The 18,675-nt window shown below is 55.3% G+C and carries 16 protein-coding genes; 13 read left to right on the forward strand and 3 right to left on the reverse strand.

Annotated features, from left to right (window positions below):
* Positions 1–52: 52 nt before the first annotated feature.
* The 8 genes from N7220_RS05785 to N7220_RS05820 all read left to right on the forward strand — a co-directional run bounded on the left by N7220_RS05785 (position 53) and on the right by N7220_RS05820 (position 10,217).
* Entirely contained in the window at positions 53–1,294 is a 1,242-nt protein-coding gene (locus tag N7220_RS05785; RefSeq protein ID WP_283150509.1) for a PAS domain-containing protein, read from the forward strand.
* A gap of 917 nt (positions 1,295–2,211) precedes the next feature.
* Positions 2,212–3,846, forward strand: coding sequence for an OmpA family protein (locus tag N7220_RS05790; protein ID WP_283150510.1), 1,635 nt, complete (start codon positions 2,212–2,214; stop codon positions 3,844–3,846).
* A gap of 12 nt (positions 3,847–3,858) precedes the next feature.
* A complete protein-coding gene (locus tag N7220_RS05795; RefSeq protein WP_283150511.1) occupies positions 3,859–5,388 on the forward strand; it encodes a hypothetical protein in 1,530 nt (509 codons plus the stop codon).
* The gene (locus N7220_RS05800) at positions 5,385–6,227 is read left to right on the forward strand and encodes a hypothetical protein (RefSeq protein ID WP_283150512.1); all 843 of its coding nucleotides are present in this window, start codon (positions 5,385–5,387) and stop codon (positions 6,225–6,227) included. Before N7220_RS05795 ends, N7220_RS05800 begins: the two co-directional genes overlap by 4 nt.
* A 379-nt stretch (positions 6,228–6,606) precedes the next feature.
* On the forward strand, positions 6,607–6,948 hold the full coding sequence (locus N7220_RS05805) for a helix-turn-helix domain-containing protein (RefSeq protein WP_283150513.1): 342 nt from the start codon (positions 6,607–6,609) through the stop codon (positions 6,946–6,948).
* 9 nt (positions 6,949–6,957) lie between these two features.
* Positions 6,958–8,301, forward strand: coding sequence for a type II toxin-antitoxin system HipA family toxin (locus tag N7220_RS05810; protein WP_283150514.1), 1,344 nt, complete (start codon positions 6,958–6,960; stop codon positions 8,299–8,301).
* Positions 8,302–9,060: 759 nt separating this feature from the next.
* On the forward strand, positions 9,061–9,354 hold the full coding sequence (locus tag N7220_RS05815; protein WP_283150515.1) for a transposase: 294 nt from the start codon (positions 9,061–9,063) through the stop codon (positions 9,352–9,354).
* The gene (locus tag N7220_RS05820; RefSeq protein ID WP_283150516.1) at positions 9,351–10,217 is read left to right on the forward strand and encodes an IS3 family transposase; all 867 of its coding nucleotides are present in this window, start codon (positions 9,351–9,353) and stop codon (positions 10,215–10,217) included. Before N7220_RS05815 ends, N7220_RS05820 begins: the two co-directional genes overlap by 4 nt.
* A 79-nt stretch (positions 10,218–10,296) precedes the next feature.
* On the opposite strand, the gene N7220_RS05825 is transcribed toward N7220_RS05820, so the two are convergent.
* Positions 10,297–11,412, reverse strand: coding sequence for a Gfo/Idh/MocA family protein (locus N7220_RS05825; protein WP_283150517.1), 1,116 nt, complete (start codon positions 11,410–11,412; stop codon positions 10,297–10,299).
* A 147-nt stretch (positions 11,413–11,559) separates the two neighbouring features.
* Between N7220_RS05825 and N7220_RS05830 the strand changes: the two genes are divergently transcribed.
* On the forward strand, positions 11,560–12,426 hold the full coding sequence (locus N7220_RS05830; protein ID WP_283150518.1) for a LysR family transcriptional regulator: 867 nt from the start codon (positions 11,560–11,562) through the stop codon (positions 12,424–12,426).
* Between the two features lie 513 nt (positions 12,427–12,939).
* Here the strand turns inward: N7220_RS05830 and N7220_RS05835 are convergent.
* Positions 12,940–14,076 carry a plasmid recombination protein gene (locus N7220_RS05835; protein ID WP_283150519.1) on the reverse strand — a complete coding sequence of 379 codons (1,137 nt, stop codon included), beginning with the start codon at positions 14,074–14,076 and terminating at the stop codon, positions 12,940–12,942.
* Between the two features lie 453 nt (positions 14,077–14,529).
* Here N7220_RS05835 and N7220_RS05840 point away from each other — a divergent pair, with 453 nt between their 5' ends.
* Both N7220_RS05840 and N7220_RS05845 read left to right on the forward strand, forming a co-directional pair.
* Complete coding sequence (locus N7220_RS05840; RefSeq protein ID WP_283150520.1) at positions 14,530–14,802, forward strand: AlpA family phage regulatory protein; 273 nt, start codon at positions 14,530–14,532, stop codon at positions 14,800–14,802.
* Between the two features lie 608 nt (positions 14,803–15,410).
* Positions 15,411–16,262 carry a nidogen-like domain-containing protein gene (locus N7220_RS05845; RefSeq protein WP_283150521.1) on the forward strand — a complete coding sequence of 284 codons (852 nt, stop codon included), beginning with the start codon at positions 15,411–15,413 and terminating at the stop codon, positions 16,260–16,262.
* A 118-nt stretch (positions 16,263–16,380) separates the two neighbouring features.
* Here the strand turns inward: N7220_RS05845 and N7220_RS05850 are convergent, their stop codons facing one another.
* Positions 16,381–16,806, reverse strand: coding sequence for a hypothetical protein (locus N7220_RS05850; RefSeq protein ID WP_283150522.1), 426 nt, complete (start codon positions 16,804–16,806; stop codon positions 16,381–16,383).
* A 221-nt stretch (positions 16,807–17,027) separates the two neighbouring features.
* On the opposite strand from N7220_RS05850, the gene N7220_RS05855 reads away from it, so the two are divergent.
* Both N7220_RS05855 and N7220_RS05860 read left to right on the forward strand, forming a co-directional pair.
* Complete coding sequence (locus N7220_RS05855) at positions 17,028–17,810, forward strand: transporter substrate-binding domain-containing protein (RefSeq protein WP_283150523.1); 783 nt, start codon at positions 17,028–17,030, stop codon at positions 17,808–17,810.
* Positions 17,811–17,958: 148 nt separating this feature from the next.
* Positions 17,959–18,618, forward strand: coding sequence for an amino acid ABC transporter permease (locus N7220_RS05860; protein ID WP_283150524.1), 660 nt, complete (start codon positions 17,959–17,961; stop codon positions 18,616–18,618).
* The last annotated feature ends 57 nt before the right edge of the window (positions 18,619–18,675 follow it).

The following is an 18,675-nucleotide window of genomic DNA, read 5'->3' on the forward strand; positions in this document are numbered from 1 at the left end:
CGATTGTCATGCACGTCAAGCCGTTGTGCTTACTGCGTTGCCTGGAAGATGAATGACCAATCGGACACTCAAACGATTTACGCTCCTTTTGTGGGGCTGCTTCAGCGTATTTGCTGGTTGCATGCTGGCGTTCATTTTTTATGCCCGGGCAGAGAATCAAGTTCGTGTGGCATACGGGATTCAGGTGGAGTCGCTGAAGCTTGCAACCGAATTGCGCCAGACTTCGGAAGACCTGACCCGCATGGTTCGGACCTACGTGGTCACTGGCGACCCCCGCTATAGCGCCCATTACCAGCAAATTCTGGATATACGTGATGGACGCAGCCCACGGCCGGCTGACTACTCCAGTGTGCACTGGGATCTTCTTCCTGGCGCATCCCCGCCCCCTGACACTGTTGCGCCTGCCGCGCTGTTGATGCGCATTCAGTCGGTGGGATTTACCATCCCTGAAATGAACAAATTGTCTGAGGCCAAGCTCAAGTCGGATGCTTTGGTCAGTCTGGAACGGTCTGCCATGCAGATTGCGGACGAGACCCCAAACGAAGCCACAACAGGTAATGCCACCGCGAAACGTCTGGCCGCAATACGCATGCTGCATGACGCAACATACCTACGAGCCAAGGCGGCCATCATGGGGCCAATTAGCGAGTTCAGCCACATGGTAGCCATGCGAACGGCTGCCCAAGTCGATCTTGCACAGCGGCACGCGCGTTTCATGATGTGGGTCTTCATTATTGCATGTGGTGCTCTCGTAACCCTGCTGTGGCGATTGCGTGCCAGTTTCCAGGCAGTCCTTGGTGGTTCAGTGGCAGATCTACAGGCGGTCATGAGCAAAGACCCCGACCCGCATACCCTCAAATACACCGAGACTGAGTCGCTTCTGGGGAGGCTGGCAGAAGTACAACTTACACGCGAGAACTCAGATGGTCAGCGTCGGGAATCCGAGCGAGCGCTGGCAGAGGCGGAGCGTCGTTTCCTCGAAATTGCGGAAGCAGCTAATGAGAGCATCTGTGTGGTGCAGGACGCATTGATCCGTTTTGCAAACCAGGCGCTGTTGTCGCGAATTGGAAGTGAGCAAAACGAATTGATTGGGGTCCCGTTTATCGAACTGGTTTACCCCGAAGACCGGAACGAACTAATGGACCGCTACCGCCGCCGGCAGACCGGAGATCAGAACGAAAGCTCGAGCACCTTTCGTGTTATTGGAAAGGACGGGGAGGTTTTCGGCGTCTCCAGCCAAGCCAAGCGCTTTCAATGGGCTGGACGCCCCGCAGTCATGTATTTTCTTCGTTAGGATTGCGTCCGGAATTTATTTTTTTGAACGATACCGGTTGGCTGGCAATTTTGGGTACGAAAGTACCCGTTCAATTCAAGAGAAACTGGACGTTGACGGTTACGGAGCTCCCATCGTCGGGTCCCCGGCTGTAACCAGCCGTGTCGTTTCACAATTGCGAACGGCAGCTTCGGCCGAGATGCTGCCGAGAACCTCGTCCGGCTGGCTGGTGTTCAGCCGAAGCAGACACCGGTACCCGTCCGCTTCGGCCGAACAGTTGCCAATGACTGTCTGTTTCACATTGGCCGCAGCTCAGCCAAAGCAGCTATCCAGGTGGCCGGCGAAAGAAGTCTGCAATGTGATGCAAAGCAGATGTTCGAATTGCGTATGAGCGAAAGAGCGCAACGCTCTCTATCCACTAATTTTGCACGGTTATCCGGCAGTGGCGCACGGCATCCGCGATGCATGCCGCGCAGACAGCCTTAGTGCCATTGCGCTTCGAACCAAGTGAGCCTGTCTGGGTTTACTTGAGCGAGGCGCGGCTTCTCATCGGTGTTATTTACGCCAGATGCTGGCTGCCCACCCGGAGTTCTGCGCCAGTCAGTCGCGCCTTCCGGGTTGCCCCCTGGCCCACGCTGAGCCACGAGATTTTGTTCGATGCCCTTACCCGCACCTTCATCGCTACCAGCGCTCGTCGGCCTTGGGAAGAATGAGCCATCGCGTAATTATTTTTGTAATCAAGTCGTCAATATAAAGCTTATCCGAAACTAACAATAAATTGCGTAAACCACAACACACTGGCACAGACACTCGATTTTGATGCCTTGTTATGTAATCATAAATGCATATATAAGATATTTATGATGAACATGGCTGATAAAACTTACATACTGAATGGAAAATTTCAGCAGATTACATGTCTCGCGCTAGCGCTTAGCTTGACAGGGTGTGCAGCCCCGCAAACCGGCCAATCATCCGGCCAGGAAAGCTTGCTCAAGCGGACTTTTGCCAGCGATGACCCTTGTGCAGATACCGCGCGTAACTGGGGGCTGGTGGTTGGCACTGTGCTTGGGGGAGTGATCGGCAAGCAGTTGGGCGACGGGAAAGCTGCAGCTGTACTGGGTGGCGCTGCGCTTGGCGCATTGGCGGGCGGACTGATTGGCGCAGATATGGATCACAAGCGCTGCGAGTTGTCGAAAATTGCCAAGCAATACAATCTCGACGTTGCATTTGTAAAAGTGGATCCGCAGGGTGATTCAACTGCTGGTGGTGCCACCGGCACTGCGGGAAGCACCGGCGGTGCTGGCACGCAGGGGATGAGCATGTCCTTGCGCGACAACAATGGCGATAGTGCGCAATTCGCAACCAATTCGGACCAGCTGACACCGCGTGCCATTGAGTACTTCACTGCCATTGCGCGTGAATATGCGAATGTGAACCCTCCAGCAGGGCTCACTGATCCAGTCAAAATTGCGGCTTGGCGTAAGACCATGAGTACACGCCGGCTTCTGTTGGTTGGCCATACCGACGATACCGGTTCATCGCGCTGGAACGCGGACCTTTCCGAACGGCGCGCCAAAGTGGTTGCTGCGTTCATGAAAACGCAAGGAGTCCCCGCGGCCAGTCTGTATTTCCAGGGGGCTGGCGAGGGTTATCCCGTTGCGGATAACAGCACGCCGGAAGGACGCTCCCAGAATCGGCGCGTGGAATTCGTTGAAATTTACGGCGAAGATAACTTCCGCCAGTTCATTGAAGCCCGCAAGCCAAGATATGAGTTCTATCGTTCCAGCACGCTTGCGAGTGCCAGCGAACAGAGCGCAGACAGCGCGCCGACCAGCAACAAGGCGGCTGCAACCCCAACCAGGCACCATACCGGCAAGACCACTGCACCCGCGAGCGTGGCTGCGGTAAAGCCAGCGCCAGCCAACGCTTCGATTTCCGGCTCGCCGGCAAAAGCTGCGGCGCCTTCTCCGACGGCGGGTGGCTTGCCTGCGAATGTAATCAACTTTGGTGGCCAGCCACTTACGCCGCAACTGGCAACGGTGAATCTGGGCATGGTGCGCCAGCAAGACAGTGGCTTCAAGCTGATCGACAAAGCCTATGCCGATACTCCGTTTCTGGCGCGCTGTGACCAGGATCGTCCACGCGTGATTGGTAGCGTCAAAGCGTTGAAAGACGACAGGGAATACACCACCAATCAGCATTTGCAAGGCTTGTACGGTACGACCTGGCATGATGAGGTGAACGGCCATTTAATCGTGCTGAACAAGTTGTCGGTATTGCAAGACGGGACTACGCCCGCCAATCCGCCAGAACTCAAGGTATACACCAACTACAACCCGGACAAACGCACCACGGCCAAGCCGAAGTGGCAATCGAGTCCGGCGGTGAATACCTACCAGGGCAGCAACGGGATCCTCTATCGCGTGTTCGCCGGTGGTTCTCAAGGCATGCAATGCTTGGACATCCTTTTTCCTTCCAATGGTGGCTTTGAGGCCAAGAGCGGCAAGCTGGTATATGGCTTGCCCGGGGCCTTATATGTCGCTGACTTCCATCCCAAAATGCTCAAGTGAGATAGAGAGATCATGAAAGAGTTTTTTGCTACCTACCCCTACGCAGCATGGAGCATTGTCAGCATCCTGCTCGCTGCGGTCGTTATCGCCACCCTTTGGGAAAAAGTGAAATGGTGGTGGATGAACACCTGGTATGCTTTCCCTGTCATTGGGGCCACTGCACGGCTGGCTCGCGATTCCAATCGGGCCGGCGACAATGGCTGGTTCAAATCCGAATTGACCTTGTGCCGTGATTACAAAAAATTCATCCGTATCCGCGATGAGCATGATTTCAACGAAAAGATCACTTATCTGACCAAAGCGGGCGACCTTGGACGTCGGGGCACGCCGTTTTTGATCTGGGTGCTGACTTGCGCTTTGGTTTTCATTGAAGCCATGGGTTTCAGCTACGTGCTGGCGGGCTATACGATTCCCGGCGCCAGCGAGAATCTGCAACAAATGGGTGCGGTGGGTATCGCCTTCATGATTTCGGTGTTACTGGTCGCGTTTACGCACTTCTCCGGTCATGAGTTGTATGTGTCCAGCAAGATTGCTGCAGCACGCCGTGGCTGGAAAGATAACCAGCGCAGCCATGATTTTCAGTCGGGCGATATTGCGCTGGCACGTTCACAGAACCTGGATGATGACACTCCGCACTACACACAACTGGCGAACCGCGTCGGCGCCCATGCCAAGTACATTGTGACGATCGGCACTGCCGTATTCATTCTGTTTGTGGCAATTGGCGCTACGTATGTACGCGGCCAGGTGCTGGAGAAAATGCTGCATCAGCAAGTCGTGGGCGAACAAAGCACACTGGCACAGCCGGCTGCCAACAGCGGCCTGGATATGTCCAGCAACGCGTTGCCACCGGATGACGTGAAATCAAACAACGATGCCAACACCCGCGCGCAGCAGGATGAAGAAAATATCGACCGCCATGGCGGTTGGGGCACATTCATCGTACTGGCATTTATCTTTGTGTTTTTGCAGTTGCTGGGCGTTTTGTTTGGCTTTAAGTGGGGTTTTGCCGGGCGGGAAAGTGATCTGGCCTTCAAGGCAATCGGGCGTGGTCGTTACTCCAGCTATGCTGACGTCCGTGCGCATTACAGCGAGATTGCCGATGCAGCCCAGGCACGGCTGGAAGGTCTGCAGCAACGCATGATGGATCGCAATGGTTCAAGCGGCACGCGCGGTGTGCATACCAGCAAAACCTTTACTGATTTCATGCATATGGAGCGGGCCAGCGATCTGCGTGACCGCGAGAGCGAGCGCGACCACACGCGCTCCAGCCACGACATGGCCACTGCCAGGAAAATAGCGCCAGCCGTTGTAGTCGAGGCTGCACCGATTGCCCAGGTCACTCCGGCCGTACCTGTCGCAGAACCCGTTCTTACTCCCGTTGCCGCTGCAGTAACTGCAGATGCAGACGATGAATTGATTCGGTTGCGCCAGCAACTGGCTGAACGCGAACAGGCCAAGGTTGCCCAGGATGAGCGCCAGGCGGAGATCTCACGCCTGAAAGCACAACTAGCTGAATTGGACGGAGATGCCAAACCATGATGCTACGCAACCTGACGGTCGCGCTGCTATTGTCCGGCGTTGCCGGGGTGGCGAGCGCGGCTGGCCCGGCCAACGCCCTGAGCAGTTGCTTCACCTTCGCCAAACTGCCGGTACCAACCACCGCACCGGCGATCGAAGTGTTTGTCATGGTCGACCAGACCACACCCTTCAATGCCGATCTGAAACAGTCCATTGCGGATCACATCAAGCCTTTGCTTGTTTCGGGAAATGCGCTTTCTATTTACGCTTTCTCAGCCTATACCCAGGGGCACTACACCAACGAGCTGGTTCACGCCGAGCTTGATCCCGCGCTTGAGCCGGCTACCCGCAACGATATCGGTAAAACCGCGCTGGCACGCTACGACCAGTGCGAGGCATATCAGGTGCGAACGGTACAAACACTCGCGGGTAATGCGCTGCGCCAGGCATTTCATGGTGATGGCAATGAAATCAGCAAATCAGATGTTCTTGCCAGTATTCAGGATGTTTCCCGCCAGGTTAAGGCATCCAGTGCGCAACGTAAAATCGTGCTGATCGCATCCGACATGTTGGAAAACTCCTCGATTTCCAGCTTTTATGCCAAACGGGTAGTACGCAAAATCAATCCCGACCAGGAAACCAAGCGGGTGGCCGATAACAACTTGACCGGTGACTTCGGAGGGGCTGAGATTTACGTGCTTGGCGCTGGGTTGATCGTGGAAGATACCGCTGCAAAAGGGGTTTATCGCGATCCGCAAACCATGCGTGCCTTGCAGCAATTCTGGCAGCGATACTTCGATGGCTCCCACGGCAAGCTGGTGGAGTTTGGCGCGCCTGCTTTGTTAAGCGCGATTCATTGAGCTGCTCGGGCGTGATCGCAAGTCCGGTGCAAACAGCCGGTTGAATGCCGACAGATATTTTGGTGATACGCGAAGAGGAACATCTGAATCGAAGTGTGAAGGTGTTTGTTGCGGTAAGCAGAGCTTCCTTATGGCCGCAAACGACTTACCAGGTCAATTTCTGCAAGAATCCGCACTGCTTCTATTTCGGGGTTTCGGCCGCGTTGCCTCTCGTGTCCGTTGTGGCGGGCGGGAATATGGGGTCTTTGATTAAAATGTCCGCAATATCGGACATTAAAGAGTTAACATCCGTTTTTACGCACATTTATCACCCGCCATCTGACCACATGCTATGCTCGTGATATCGGACATTAAATCGATGCAGACTGGTTTGGCGGACATGAATGGTAAACAGAACGTTTTGTTGAGCACGGCACTGACCAAGGAAATGGTCGGGATTGGCGAAAAGCTGCGCCGGCTGCGCACTGCGCGAAAGGTGCGTCAGGCCGATGCCGCCGTGCGTGCCGGCATCGCGCGCAGCACGGCATCGCGCATTGAGAGCGGCGACCCCGCATTGGCCATAGGTCAGCTTCTACGGTACCTGGATGCCATCGCGCCGGGCGTATCCCTGCTGTCGCTGCTCTCCGAGGATGACCCCGCCCTGCTGAGCCTTGCCGACCGGGAGAAGACAAAGCGCGTGCGCGTGCTCTCACAGTCCGAACGCGAAGAACTCGACTTCTAAGGACCGCACATGGCAACCAGAACAACCAAACTCACCACCTTCGCATGGCTTGGCGATGCGTTCGAGCCGTGCGGCTTGCTGACGCTCACCGAAGACGGTAATACTCTGGTGGCCTCCGAATTTGCTTATGGTTTGCGCTATCTCCAGCGTCAATACCGCATTGAAGTAGACCCGGTGAGCCTGAGTTTGGGCCATCTCCACCAGGTTGAGGGCAACGTGCTGTTTCCCGCCAATCGCTTGCCCTTCTTTGGTGGCATCCGTGATGCCTCCCCCGACTCATGGGGCCGCAGGGTCATTGAATCCAAGCTGAAGGCGCCGGTGAACAGCCTGCCTGAGTCCACGTATCTGCTTGAGGCGGGCGGCAACCGGGTCGGTGCGCTGGATATCCGCCGCGACCGTAATGCCCCCATACTCAACGGGATTAACTCCGAGATTGGTCTAGGCTACTTGATGGAGGCGGCAGACCGCATCGAGGCTGGCGAAGAGGTACCGGCGAGACTGGAGGCCATCTTCACTGAGGGTACCGCGCTGGGCGGTGCCCGCCCGAAGGCAACGGTTCGCGACGAAAACGGCTGCCTGCAGTTGGCCAAGTTTCGGAGCCGAACTGACCGGTTCGACATGCCTAAAGTCGAAATGGCCGCGCTACGCCTCGCTGCAGAATGCGGTCTTACCGTGCCGCCTGTGGGTTGCGTGGACGTGGGTGGTCGCAGTGTCATGCTGATTCACCGCTTCGACCGCTATTGGTCCGATTCCGCGACGACGCCATTGCCGCGGGAATGGATGCTGACCCAGCCTGGTGATGGGCCGCTTGAGCGCCGCATTCCCTTTATCAGCGCATTGACGCTGGTGGGATGCTCTGAGGAAGAGTCGCGACTGAAGTCGTACATGGACATCGCCCAAGGTGTTCGCACCTACATCCATCCTGACATGGTGGCGCTGAATCTCTCTGAACTGTTTGGCCGCATGGTCTTCAACATCTTCGTAAGCAATGACGACGACCATTTGCGCAATCATGGCTTCATCTACGACGATGGGCTGAAGGGTTGGCGACTCAGCCCGCTGTATGACGTCATGCCTCGCCCGGGTGTTGCCCAAGAGCGGCAACTGCATCTGGGCGTTGGCCAACAGGGCAAACTGGCTACCCTGGACAATGCACTGTCGGCTTGCGCGGCCTTCGGCTTGAGTGAGGCGCAAGCCGTCTCCCACTTTGCCGCCGTCTGGTCCAAGGTACGCGAGTGGAAGGTTTTCTTTGAAGAGTACGGCGTGGCCAGCGCAGATATTACGGCTGTAGAGAGCGCGTTCCGGCATGTGCGGGACATCGCTTCGCCGGATTTGGTTGAAAAGATATTCTAACCATCACAAATGACACAAAACAAACCGGGTATCGAGATTGATACCCGGTCATGAGAGAGAACAGAAAATTACCTCCTTAATCTACCCTGATTTCGCTATCTGACCGACCAAGGTCAGAGTTCGTCATCCCCGCTGCCTAGCGAGAATGACGGCACTTCGCTACAACGGGCCGCCAAGCCCAACCACACATCTTCGCAAACGCTCCAACCTTTCGGAACACGGTGCCAGCCGTGCCGCCACAACTAGTGGCTCCCCAAGCGCTTCGGTCGTATCGCGCAATGAGTCAAACCCTACTCAGTCAGCCTCCCCCTCTCTCCCATCAATCTGCGCGGTGCCAACCGATGCAGTCCGGAGAGAGGTTACAGCAATGTTGGTCAACCGTTATTTCGGTTCAAAGGAAGGTTTGTTTTCAGAAGTACTGGCGCTTTCAATGGCGACTACAACTGTAGTAATGCCTGAAATCCTCAAGAAGCCGGTCTCAGGAGAGCGCATTGCTCGCGCTCTGATACCTCTCCAACGAAAGCGGAGTTGTTGCAAAAGGCAACTGAGCTGGATGGGAAATATGGTGCCAATTTTAATCCGCCGTTAGGTGAGCAATATGGAACGCTATTTTGTAATTGAGCCCGAAGTGGCGGGTGGTATCGGGGAAAGATCCATGATCGACCGATCTACAGGAAAGATGAAAGTTGAGAAATGGTCTGGCCCGGCCTCGATGGACACTGACTTAAGGTGGATAATGCCCACCCAGGAGTTGTGTTCATGACCAAGACCAGACGTACTTACCCCGAATCCTTCAAACGTGATGCAGTAAACCAGGTGCTGGCCGGCACCCCGTTGCGCCATGTGGCCCACGCCCTCGACATCACCGAAGCCCTGCTCGGCAAATGGAAACGCCAGTTCCAGGATGCCGGGCCCGATGCCTTTCCCGGACGTGGCCGCCAAAGCGGCGAAGCGGCTGAACTGAAGCGCCTTCGCGACGAACTGGCCCGCACGACCATGGAGCGCGACATCTTAAAAACGGCGCTCGCCATCTTCTCGCAACCCACGAAGTGAAGTTCCGCGCCATTGAGGCGCTGGCTGAACGTTACCCTGTCGCCATGATGTGTCAGCTGTTCCGGGTCTCCCGCAGTGGCTATTACGCATGGCTGGGGCGTACACCTTCGATGCGGGAGATGGCCAATCGCAAACTACTCCGGGAAATCCGGCTGGTTCATGCCGAGGTCAACGGGATTTACGGATACCGGCGGATTCATGCAGAACTGATGGCGCAGGGCCTGTCCTGCGGTCGTCACCGGGTGGCTCGCCTGATGCAGCAAAGCGGTATCAAGGTGCGCTCACGCAAGCGCTGGGCACCGGCGACCGGGGGCAAGCATGTTTTGCCGGTGGCACCGAATCTGCTGGAACGTCAATTTGACGCGGCGAACATCAACCAGCGCTGGGTATCGGACATGACCTATATCCGGACTGGAGAAGGCTGGCTGTATCTGGCGGTGGTGCTGGACTTGTATTCCCGTGCGGTGGTGGGCTGGGCAATGCATCACCGGATGCACCAGGAACTGGTCCATGCGGCATTGACGATGGCGGTGGCACGACGCCAGCCAGCGGGAGAAATCTTGCTTCACTCGGACCGTGGCAGCCAGTACTGTGCCTTTGATTACCAGAACCTGCTGAAACGACATGGCATCGTTCCAAGCCATTCGCGCACCGGCAATTGCTGGGATAATGCAGCGATGGAAAGCTTCTTCCGGTCACTCAAGGCGGAACGGGTGTATCTGAGCCGATACGGGAGTTACGACGAAGCCCGAGCGGATGTGTTCGATTACATCCGGTTTTACAACCATCATCGCCGCCATTCGACGCTGGGGTATCTGACCCCGGTGGAATTCGAGCTGCGTAATTCAGCACTCAGTGCTTAACCCGGTGTCCGTTGAGGCCGGGCCAGACCACCATTGCTTTGGGTCGATAGGGCGTTGGTGGCATTACGCTCGCTGCACATCACACAGCAATGCGCCTTCCGCTCTCCGCTGACCTTTCGATTGCTGCGATGATTCGATGGATGGCTACGGCATCATCGAAACTAGGTGCCGTGTGTGTACCGTCGCGTAGGTCCCGGGCCATCCTGGCATACGCGCGAGCCACGTTCCCTGGTTCGACTTCTTCAGGCCATCCGGAACGGCAGGAATCAGGGACCATGAGCCGTTGGAAGGTTTTCTCGCTGCCCCGTGCGCCGGAGAGGGAGAGTTGTACCATTTGTGTGTGACCGGATGAGCCTGATATACGGATGTCGCCCTTCGTGCCGTTGATCTCCCAGAACAGGCCATCGTCATCTCGTTCAGCCCCGCCGCGATAGTGCAAAGAGAGAGGCACTCCGCTTGCAAAGATGCCACTGACCAGCACTTGGTCAGGTGCAGACGTGGGGAGCATTTCTCCAGTGTCAACCGCGAGAGTCATCGGCCGCCGAACAGCCAGCATCGAGGAGACTTCCATGACTTCGCCAAACACCGACTTAAGCGCCGCCAGCGTGTGTCCCACGGGAATCGTCAGCATGGTTGCGCCTTTCGTCCTGTCAAGAAGGTACCCGTAAACGTTCTTGTCCGGGATGGCTCCGCCGCCCTGCAGTGCGCCGCCACGTGCAACCAACGAGGTCGATAGCACTTCACCGATGAAGCCGTCTGCGATCAGGTTCTTCAAGTATGCAACCTCAGGGGCACAAACCGCTTGAGTTCCGACCACGCCCAAGATGCCTTTCTTCTTTGCGAGCGCAGCCATCTCCTCTGCCTCGACCAAGCCATTGCCAAGCGGCCATTCGCAATACACATGCTTGCCTGCCTCGATTGCATCCCTGGCGATCGCCTTGTGATATGGAACTTTCACGGTAATGGCGACGATATCCACTTCGGGCGACGCGACCAGTTCGGTGACAGAGTTGAAGGCTTTCGGCAGACCGGCCGCGAGCGCGGCTTCTTCGGCGCTTGCCCTGTTTGTGTTTGCAACGCCGACGATCTCGTACGTCTCCCGTAGGGCGCGTAATGCGGGAATGTGGGCTTGCATGGCCCATCCTCTTCCTGGCTTCAGGCCCACGATTCCAACTTTGAAGCGACTCGCTGACATGGTTCAGTTGTCCTTTGCATGGTTAACGCGGCCCCGCTATGAGTGCGAAGCCTGCTGCGCCTGGTCAAGTACGTACTGAAGACTACGTCCATATCTTTTGTGTGAAAATTCTCTATATTTGCAATGCATCCTGGAGATTTTGCATAGATGGTCGACTGGGAAGACATACGGCATTTCTTGGCGGTGGGGCAAGCGGGGACTCTCTCCGGTGCTGCCCGTAGTCTGAAAGTGGACCATGCGACGGTCAGTCGGCGACTGGGGGCCCTTGAGTCCGCGCTCGATGTTCGCCTTGTTGACCGGCTGCCGCGAGCCTGTCGCCTCACCTCAATCGGCAAGCAGGTCTTCGAGCGTACCTTGGAGATGGAGGCAGCGGCTCATGGTGTCGTACGTATGGCGACAGCGGCGCATGCTCCGCTGGTTGGCCGGGTCTTGCTCAGCGCTCCGCCCGTGCTGGCGACACATCTCTTTGCCGAGAAACTGACCCGTTTTCGTACTGAGCACCCGAACCTTCTGCTATCTGTCTCCGCTCAAGGTCTTCAGGTGTCACTCAGTCGCCGCGAAGCTGACGTTGCAGTGCGATTCGCGCGACCGACAGAGACAGGCGTCGTAGCCAGGAAGATCGGGACGATGGCCTTTGGTCTTTATGCGCATCGTTGTTATCCTCATTTGTCTTCGCCGGAGAAGTGGCAGTTCATCGCCTGGGATCAGAGTTACGCTGAATTGCCCCAACAAGCCTGGCTACTTGGCATTGCAGGCGATCGACCGGTAATTTGCGAATTGACGCATTCCAGTGAGCACCTGGTGGCAGCGCGCGCAAAAGCAGGCATTGCCGGCTTGCCCTGTTTTCTCGGTGACAGAGACTCTGATCTGGTCAGGATCAGCAGCGGAGTTCCGTACTTTGCTCGCGAAATTTGGCTTATGGCTCACCATGATCTGCGCAAGGTCCCGTCCATTCGCGCGGTTATGGACTTCGTGGTGCAGGTGATCTCGGAAGAGCCGACCCTCAACTCATAAGACAAGGTCATCTTCGACTGAAGACGGAGCAAGCCGCCTGGAACGCGATCATGGTCCGCTGCATCGTGCGGATGGTCATTTCGGTTAGTGGCCCGGCTCGCTGGGCCGGTGCTGTCCCAACGCTGGTGAAAGTCATGAATTTCTTAACCGGCGATGGCTGGACTGGACTGAACGGCCTCGCTTCCCGTAGACGCCTTGTAGCTAAAAATCCGCCATTCGAGTAGCAGCTTTGCGCTGCATTCCAGACTCCTGTCATCAATTACTTGGCCGTCCTCTTAGGCCTGTTGCATCGACCGGTTGAATCCACACCGAATACAAGCCGAAGTCTTGGATACGGTGAGTGGCCGCTAGGCACGCCACCGCTCCCCAAAGCTGACGCTGGCTTTGTAGATATGTAGGCGCGGGTTTCTGTGTAAACGTTTAACGAGTACATTTTGCGTCCGGTGCCAATTGCACTAGCCAAAAACTTGAAAACGACATTGGTTAAATGCCGTTTTTTCCTCCCGTAAGCTGCTACCTACCCCAACTACCTGAGCGTGGGTACGAACTTAAGGTTTTCGAGTCCTTCTCCGGCGCGTCCAGTTCCGCCTGAAATATTTGCAGTACCACGGATGGATCTAGCCCAAGTTGCGTGCACAGCAATCCCTCGAAGATTTTGTATAGCTTGTCCTGTCTGGTGAGTGTCAGCAACTTGTCGTTCAGAATGTCTGCCCGTCCCTTGAGCGCACTATCCAACTCAGCGCAAATTTCTCGTTCACGCTGCAGCCTGGACTCTGTCTGAGTTAATTTGTTTTGCTGAATGACAAACTCCTGTCGCTTATTATCCAACTCAAGTTGCAGGTCTGTGGCATCACGTTCGCGTTTTTGTAGAACCTGCTGAGCCAGGCGCAATCGCGCAACTTGGTTTTGGTGTTGGCTAACCGCGTCGTTGAGCTGCCGCTCAAGCCTTGACTCTTTGACTCTCCTTCGTGAGCGGCCTGCCGTTTTACGCTCGTGCCCGCAACGCTTTGATACAGCTTCGAAAAACGCATCCTGCCATTGAACCACGTTCCCGCTCTCCACTGCCCGCCGTCCGGGTCCTCGATTTAACTCCCGAGGCAGGCCTGCGAGCGCGGGATGTATAGCCTCCAATCCCTCGCCTGGTTGAGAAACTAGGAAAATATGCAGATGAGGACAAGTTTCATCCATGTGGGCGACGACCAAGCGCACCCGCTCACCATACAATTCATCAAGCCAGTGTCTTGTGAGTCGTAGCCACTGTTGCCAGGATTGATCTGACTCATGATTGAAGCCGGTGGGTTGGCCGTCGTCAGACTTCAGCCGTTCTGGATAGCTGGCCATCAGTGCAATCATGACTGGGCTGTCTCGCCGCAGTCTAGGCCGTTGCGCATTGCAACGATTGCGATTCTGATCTGCGACCCAGGCCGCGACCGAGTCAAGCACGTTAGCTTTCGATCCCTGCAAGATCCGCGGAGGCAAAATACGCCCATGGTCGCGGAGAACGTGCTTGCTGCGGCTCGGGACCCGGAGTGCTTCACCCAGCACGCCCCTGAAGGTTGGTTTGGACTGGGTGGGCGAAGCATGGCTGATCGCGTTAGAGCGGCTGGAAAACCGCGCAAACGCGCCGAAGTGCAGGTATTGACTCTTCATTTTTAATCCCCTTTTTAGATCGTTGAACTCCCGCGGATCGCCGCGGTTGACCAAGAGAATAAGGAAAAAGAAAAGACGTCTGCATTGACAGGTACCTGAACGAAAAAAAATTTTTGGGTAAATATTTCACAAAGATCAGGCAAGGCATCGCCCGCGCTTTTCTGGCGAACGCCTACTAGGTTGCGTTGTCGAAAAGTGGCCGAATTGACAATGCGATCAAAAGAGGGCCAATAAAATGGCCCTTAGTAGTGGCATTCCAAAGTATGGAGCCGCCTTTTCCACCGGAAGCAAAACAAAATCGTAGTTTTGGATCTGTGCAGTTGGGATATTTACAACGCATTTGTTCCTCCGGCCGAAAAGTGGCCGAATTGACAAGTTATTGCGTCGACGGCAGCATATTTTTGACGGCAGAAAGGAGACGCAAAAAATTTCGGACTAATGGGTCTCAATTTCATGAAACTACTGCGTCTTAAAGCCGTTATCGCCCTGACTACGCTTTCCAAAAGCTCAATCTACGAAAAACTCGACCCCGCTAGTCGCTATTACGACCAAACCTTCCCCCAACGAGTGCTCCTTGGTGCTCGAAGTGTTGCCTGGCGCGAGGACGACATCCATCAATGGATTGGCAGCCGTACCAATTTGCCCATGAGTTCATCAAAGACTGCATTCTCTGAGGAGATAAAACCTCTTCACTCGCGTGGGTATAAACGTTTAGAGAAAGACTAAGAAAATGGGGGTATATCTGGGGGTATCGACAAACGGAACCTAAGCTACAGGGTGCGCGAATACTTGATTGTAGACGCGTCTTCAAGTCCGATCCCGGGTACCAGCCTCTAAATTAAAAATCTCCAGGTCACTCAGGTGGGCTGGTTTTTTTTTCGCGGTGCAATCTGCACCGCCTCTCTCCGCCGTGCCACCATCCGCGCTTCATCAATCCGTCTCCGGCCCGTACACACCGCGTTACTTTGGTCAGTTCGCATACCGATCATGACGAAGTGCAAACCGGCCGTCTTGCCACGCAATCAATCCTGCAGCGGCCTTCCATCCCTCGTCAGCTAGTTGCTGACGTCCTTCTATCTCCTCGTTCCGGCACTTAATCCCCATCAAATATCACGCACAGCTTGCAGCGTAGCCACGTCTGCCTGCATATAAGTATTTAACTAATTTACATCAGACAAACTTATATATTAATTTACAAGTAAGCAAATTAAAATTATTGCCGAACACCTTACGCACCATAACAAAGCTATTGAAAGCTCCATACAAACAACGCGCCACATCAGCCAATGCAACGGTGGGATAGCGCATCTACGGGATAGATTGAGGTACTCGTCATGCTAAATAAAATCCAGTTTGCCCTGACAACAGCGGCGACTCTGCTACTAGCCAGTCCAACCTTTGCCACGACATCCATCATTCCGGACAGTGCACTGGTCAGTTCTACCGATTATTTCACTAACACGCTGGGCGATCCGGCGATGGACCGTAACGATGATGGTTCATCAACGCTGATCAATCTGGGATTCAATTTCACGTTGTACGGCAACACCTACACTAGCCTGTACATCAACAACAACGGCAACGTAACCTTCAATAACCCGCTTTCAACTTATACCCCGCAAGGCCCCACCGGCGTTAATGTGCCGATTATCTCCCCTTATTTTTCCGATGTAGATACTCGCAACCCGGCCAGCGGCCTGGTGTATTACCGCGATGACGGCAATACTTTGTACGTAACCTGGGACGATGTGGGTTATTTCAACCAGCACGATGACAAAACAGCCAGCTTCCAACTGGTATTGCGTGGCGACGATGCACTGGTGCCTACCGGCCAAGGCCAGATCGGCTTTTTTTATAAAGATATCCAGTGGACCACGGGTGACGCCAGCAGTGGCGTCGGGGGCTTTGGTGGATCGCCAGCCGCCGTTGGTTTTGGTGATGGCAACGGCGACGCACAAGTGTTGGCTTCTTCCCAGGCTAACAACATCAACCAGATTGTCAGCGATAGCCATATCTGGTTTAACGTGGCAAACGGCGGTGGTGTAGTCACTGTGCCTGCAGTGCCGGAACCAGAGACCTACGCCTTGCTGGGGTTAGGTCTGGTCGGGATGGTGGCCATCGGCAAGCGTCGCCGCCATACGTCCAGCCCAAGCCAGGATCAGCATCAGGATATGGCCGCTGCGTAGTTTCATTGCCGGCGATTGAATCGCAAATGTGAAAAGCCGCCAGTAATGGCGGCTTTTTTACGAATGTCACACGGCGGCGAGGATTACCGGCGAGACGCCAGGTATTTCGGCCAATGCATCAGCAGGAAACCGAATGTGTATTACCCGGTGGCGCCAGATCAACCATACGCCCTTCAATGAAGGCGAGCTTGACTCGATCCTGCAAATGCAGCGAGATCCCTGCCTGATTCAGCAAGAATATTTCCACGGCATAGGCGTGTTCCCGCCCAGCATCGACCAACACGTGTTTCTCGTAAATACCCAGTACCACGCCGGGAAAACGCCCGCTGGTGTTGAGAAGGACCGTCTTGCCCAGACCGCTGGCGATGTGGAGTAAGTTGTCAAATCCCGATTGCAGGTAATCGCACTGGCGCTCTGCCAACCAGAGCGCGTCCACGCTGTAAACAATGGAAACCCTGAAGCCCGCCGGGTTGATCACCACCCAACCGACTTCATCTTGTTGCGAGCCGCCCTCTTCATAGACAGGAATAATTTGATATCTCATTACGGCTCTCCTCCCGCCTATCCTGATTGCTACAAGATTAGCTGCCGCATGTGGCACGAATACCTGACAAGGTTATTGGGTAGCATTTTTCCAATCATCATGTAGCGCTGTATTGCAGGGCAATGTTTGGCGATAACCCTAATTGGCATTGGTCATGCTCATGTCTTACCTTTAATGCTTGTGCCGAGTGTTTATGTAATTTCATTATAAGGAAAAGTAATATGAATATGCGCCATTTGCTGATCGCCTCGATCCTGGGCCTTACTGCATTGTCGGCGACTGCCGCTGACCTGCTGGATACCGTCAAGCAACGCGGGACGCTGAAGGTGGCGCTGGAGGGGACTTACCCGCCATTCAATTACAAAGATAACGGCCAGCTCACCGGTTTTGATGTCGAAATCGCCAGTGCTCTGGCGCAAAAGCTGGGCGTCAAAGCCGAGTTCACCACGACTGAATGGAGCGGCATCCTGGCGGGCCTGCAAGCCGGTAAATACGATGTGATCGTGAATCAGGTCGGCATTACGCCCAAGCGTCTGGAAGCATTCGATTTCAGCGATCCCTACGTGATTTCTGAAGCTCAGTTGGTGGTGCGCAAAAACGAAACGCGTCAGTTCAAGAGCCTGAATGATCTGAAAGGCGCCAAGCTGGGTGTTGGCCAAGGTACCAACTACGCGGATATGGCACGTGCCGTGGCGGGTGTGGATGTGAAAACCTACCCGGGCGAGCAGGAATATCTGCAAGACCTGGCACTGGGCCGGGTAGATGCAGCGCTGAACGATACGCTGATGATTCCTTACCTGATCAAGCAGACCAAATTGCCGCTCAAAGCGGGCGCGCCGGTGGGCGATCCTTCCAGCAACGGCATTCCGTTTGCCAAGAACAATCCCAAGTTCAAGGCCGCACTGAACAAGGCGCTGGCGGATATCAAGGCTGATGGCACTTACGGCAAGATCTCGCAGAAATACTTTGGCCGCGATGTGAGCAAGGCCCCGACGATCCAGTAACGGGCCATGCACCAGCCCCACAGGCATAGCCCATCCGATCCCAGCCTGATCAGAATGTGGCTACGCCCTGTCCGTGACGACTTATAATTACGGACATACACAAACCCCCTGCCCGCTGCAGGGGGTTTTGCTTGGGAGAAAAACATTCATGGATATCGTCGATCTACTGCAATCCGCCTGGCCCTACTTGCTTAAAGGCACGGGCTATACGCTGCTGTTTGCGGTCAGTGCGATGGTCGGCGGTTTGCTGGTGGGCGGCACGGTGGCGCTGCTGCGTTTGTCAAAGTGGCGCATCCTCACGTGGCCTGCGGCCATTTATGTGAGCTGCATGCGCGGCACGCCCTTACTGGTGCAGATTTTTCTCATTTACTACGGCTTGCCGTCGATTGGTATCCAGTTCAATCCGATCACCGCCGGCGTATTGGCGTTGAGCCTGAATGTAGGCGCGTATTTATCTGAAACGATACGTGGCGCCATCAATGGCGTGGATCGCGGGCAATGGGAAGCGGCGATGAGCCAGGGCATGTCGCACCTGCAAACCTTGCGCTACATCGTTTGGCCACAGGCTTTGCGGCTGGCGGTGCCGAGTTTGTCCAACAGCCTGATCAGCCTGATCAAAGATACCTCGCTGGTGTCTGTGATTGCCGTCACCGAATTGATGCTGGCCACCAAGGAAGTCATCTCCACCACCTTCCAGCCGTTTCCGCTGTATCTGGCCGCCGGGGCGATTTACTGGTGCCTGAGTCTGGCGTTTGAGCAGGTGCAACGCTGGCTGGAAGCACGCATGAACCGGACGCTTGCCCGCTAAGCATCCGAGGTGTGCTGGAAAAAAAATGGCGTCGCAACAGGCTTTGTTGTGACGCCA

The organism is Silvimonas soli (genome assembly GCF_030035605.1).
Lineage (GTDB): Bacteria > Pseudomonadota > Gammaproteobacteria > Burkholderiales > Chitinibacteraceae > Silvimonas > Silvimonas soli.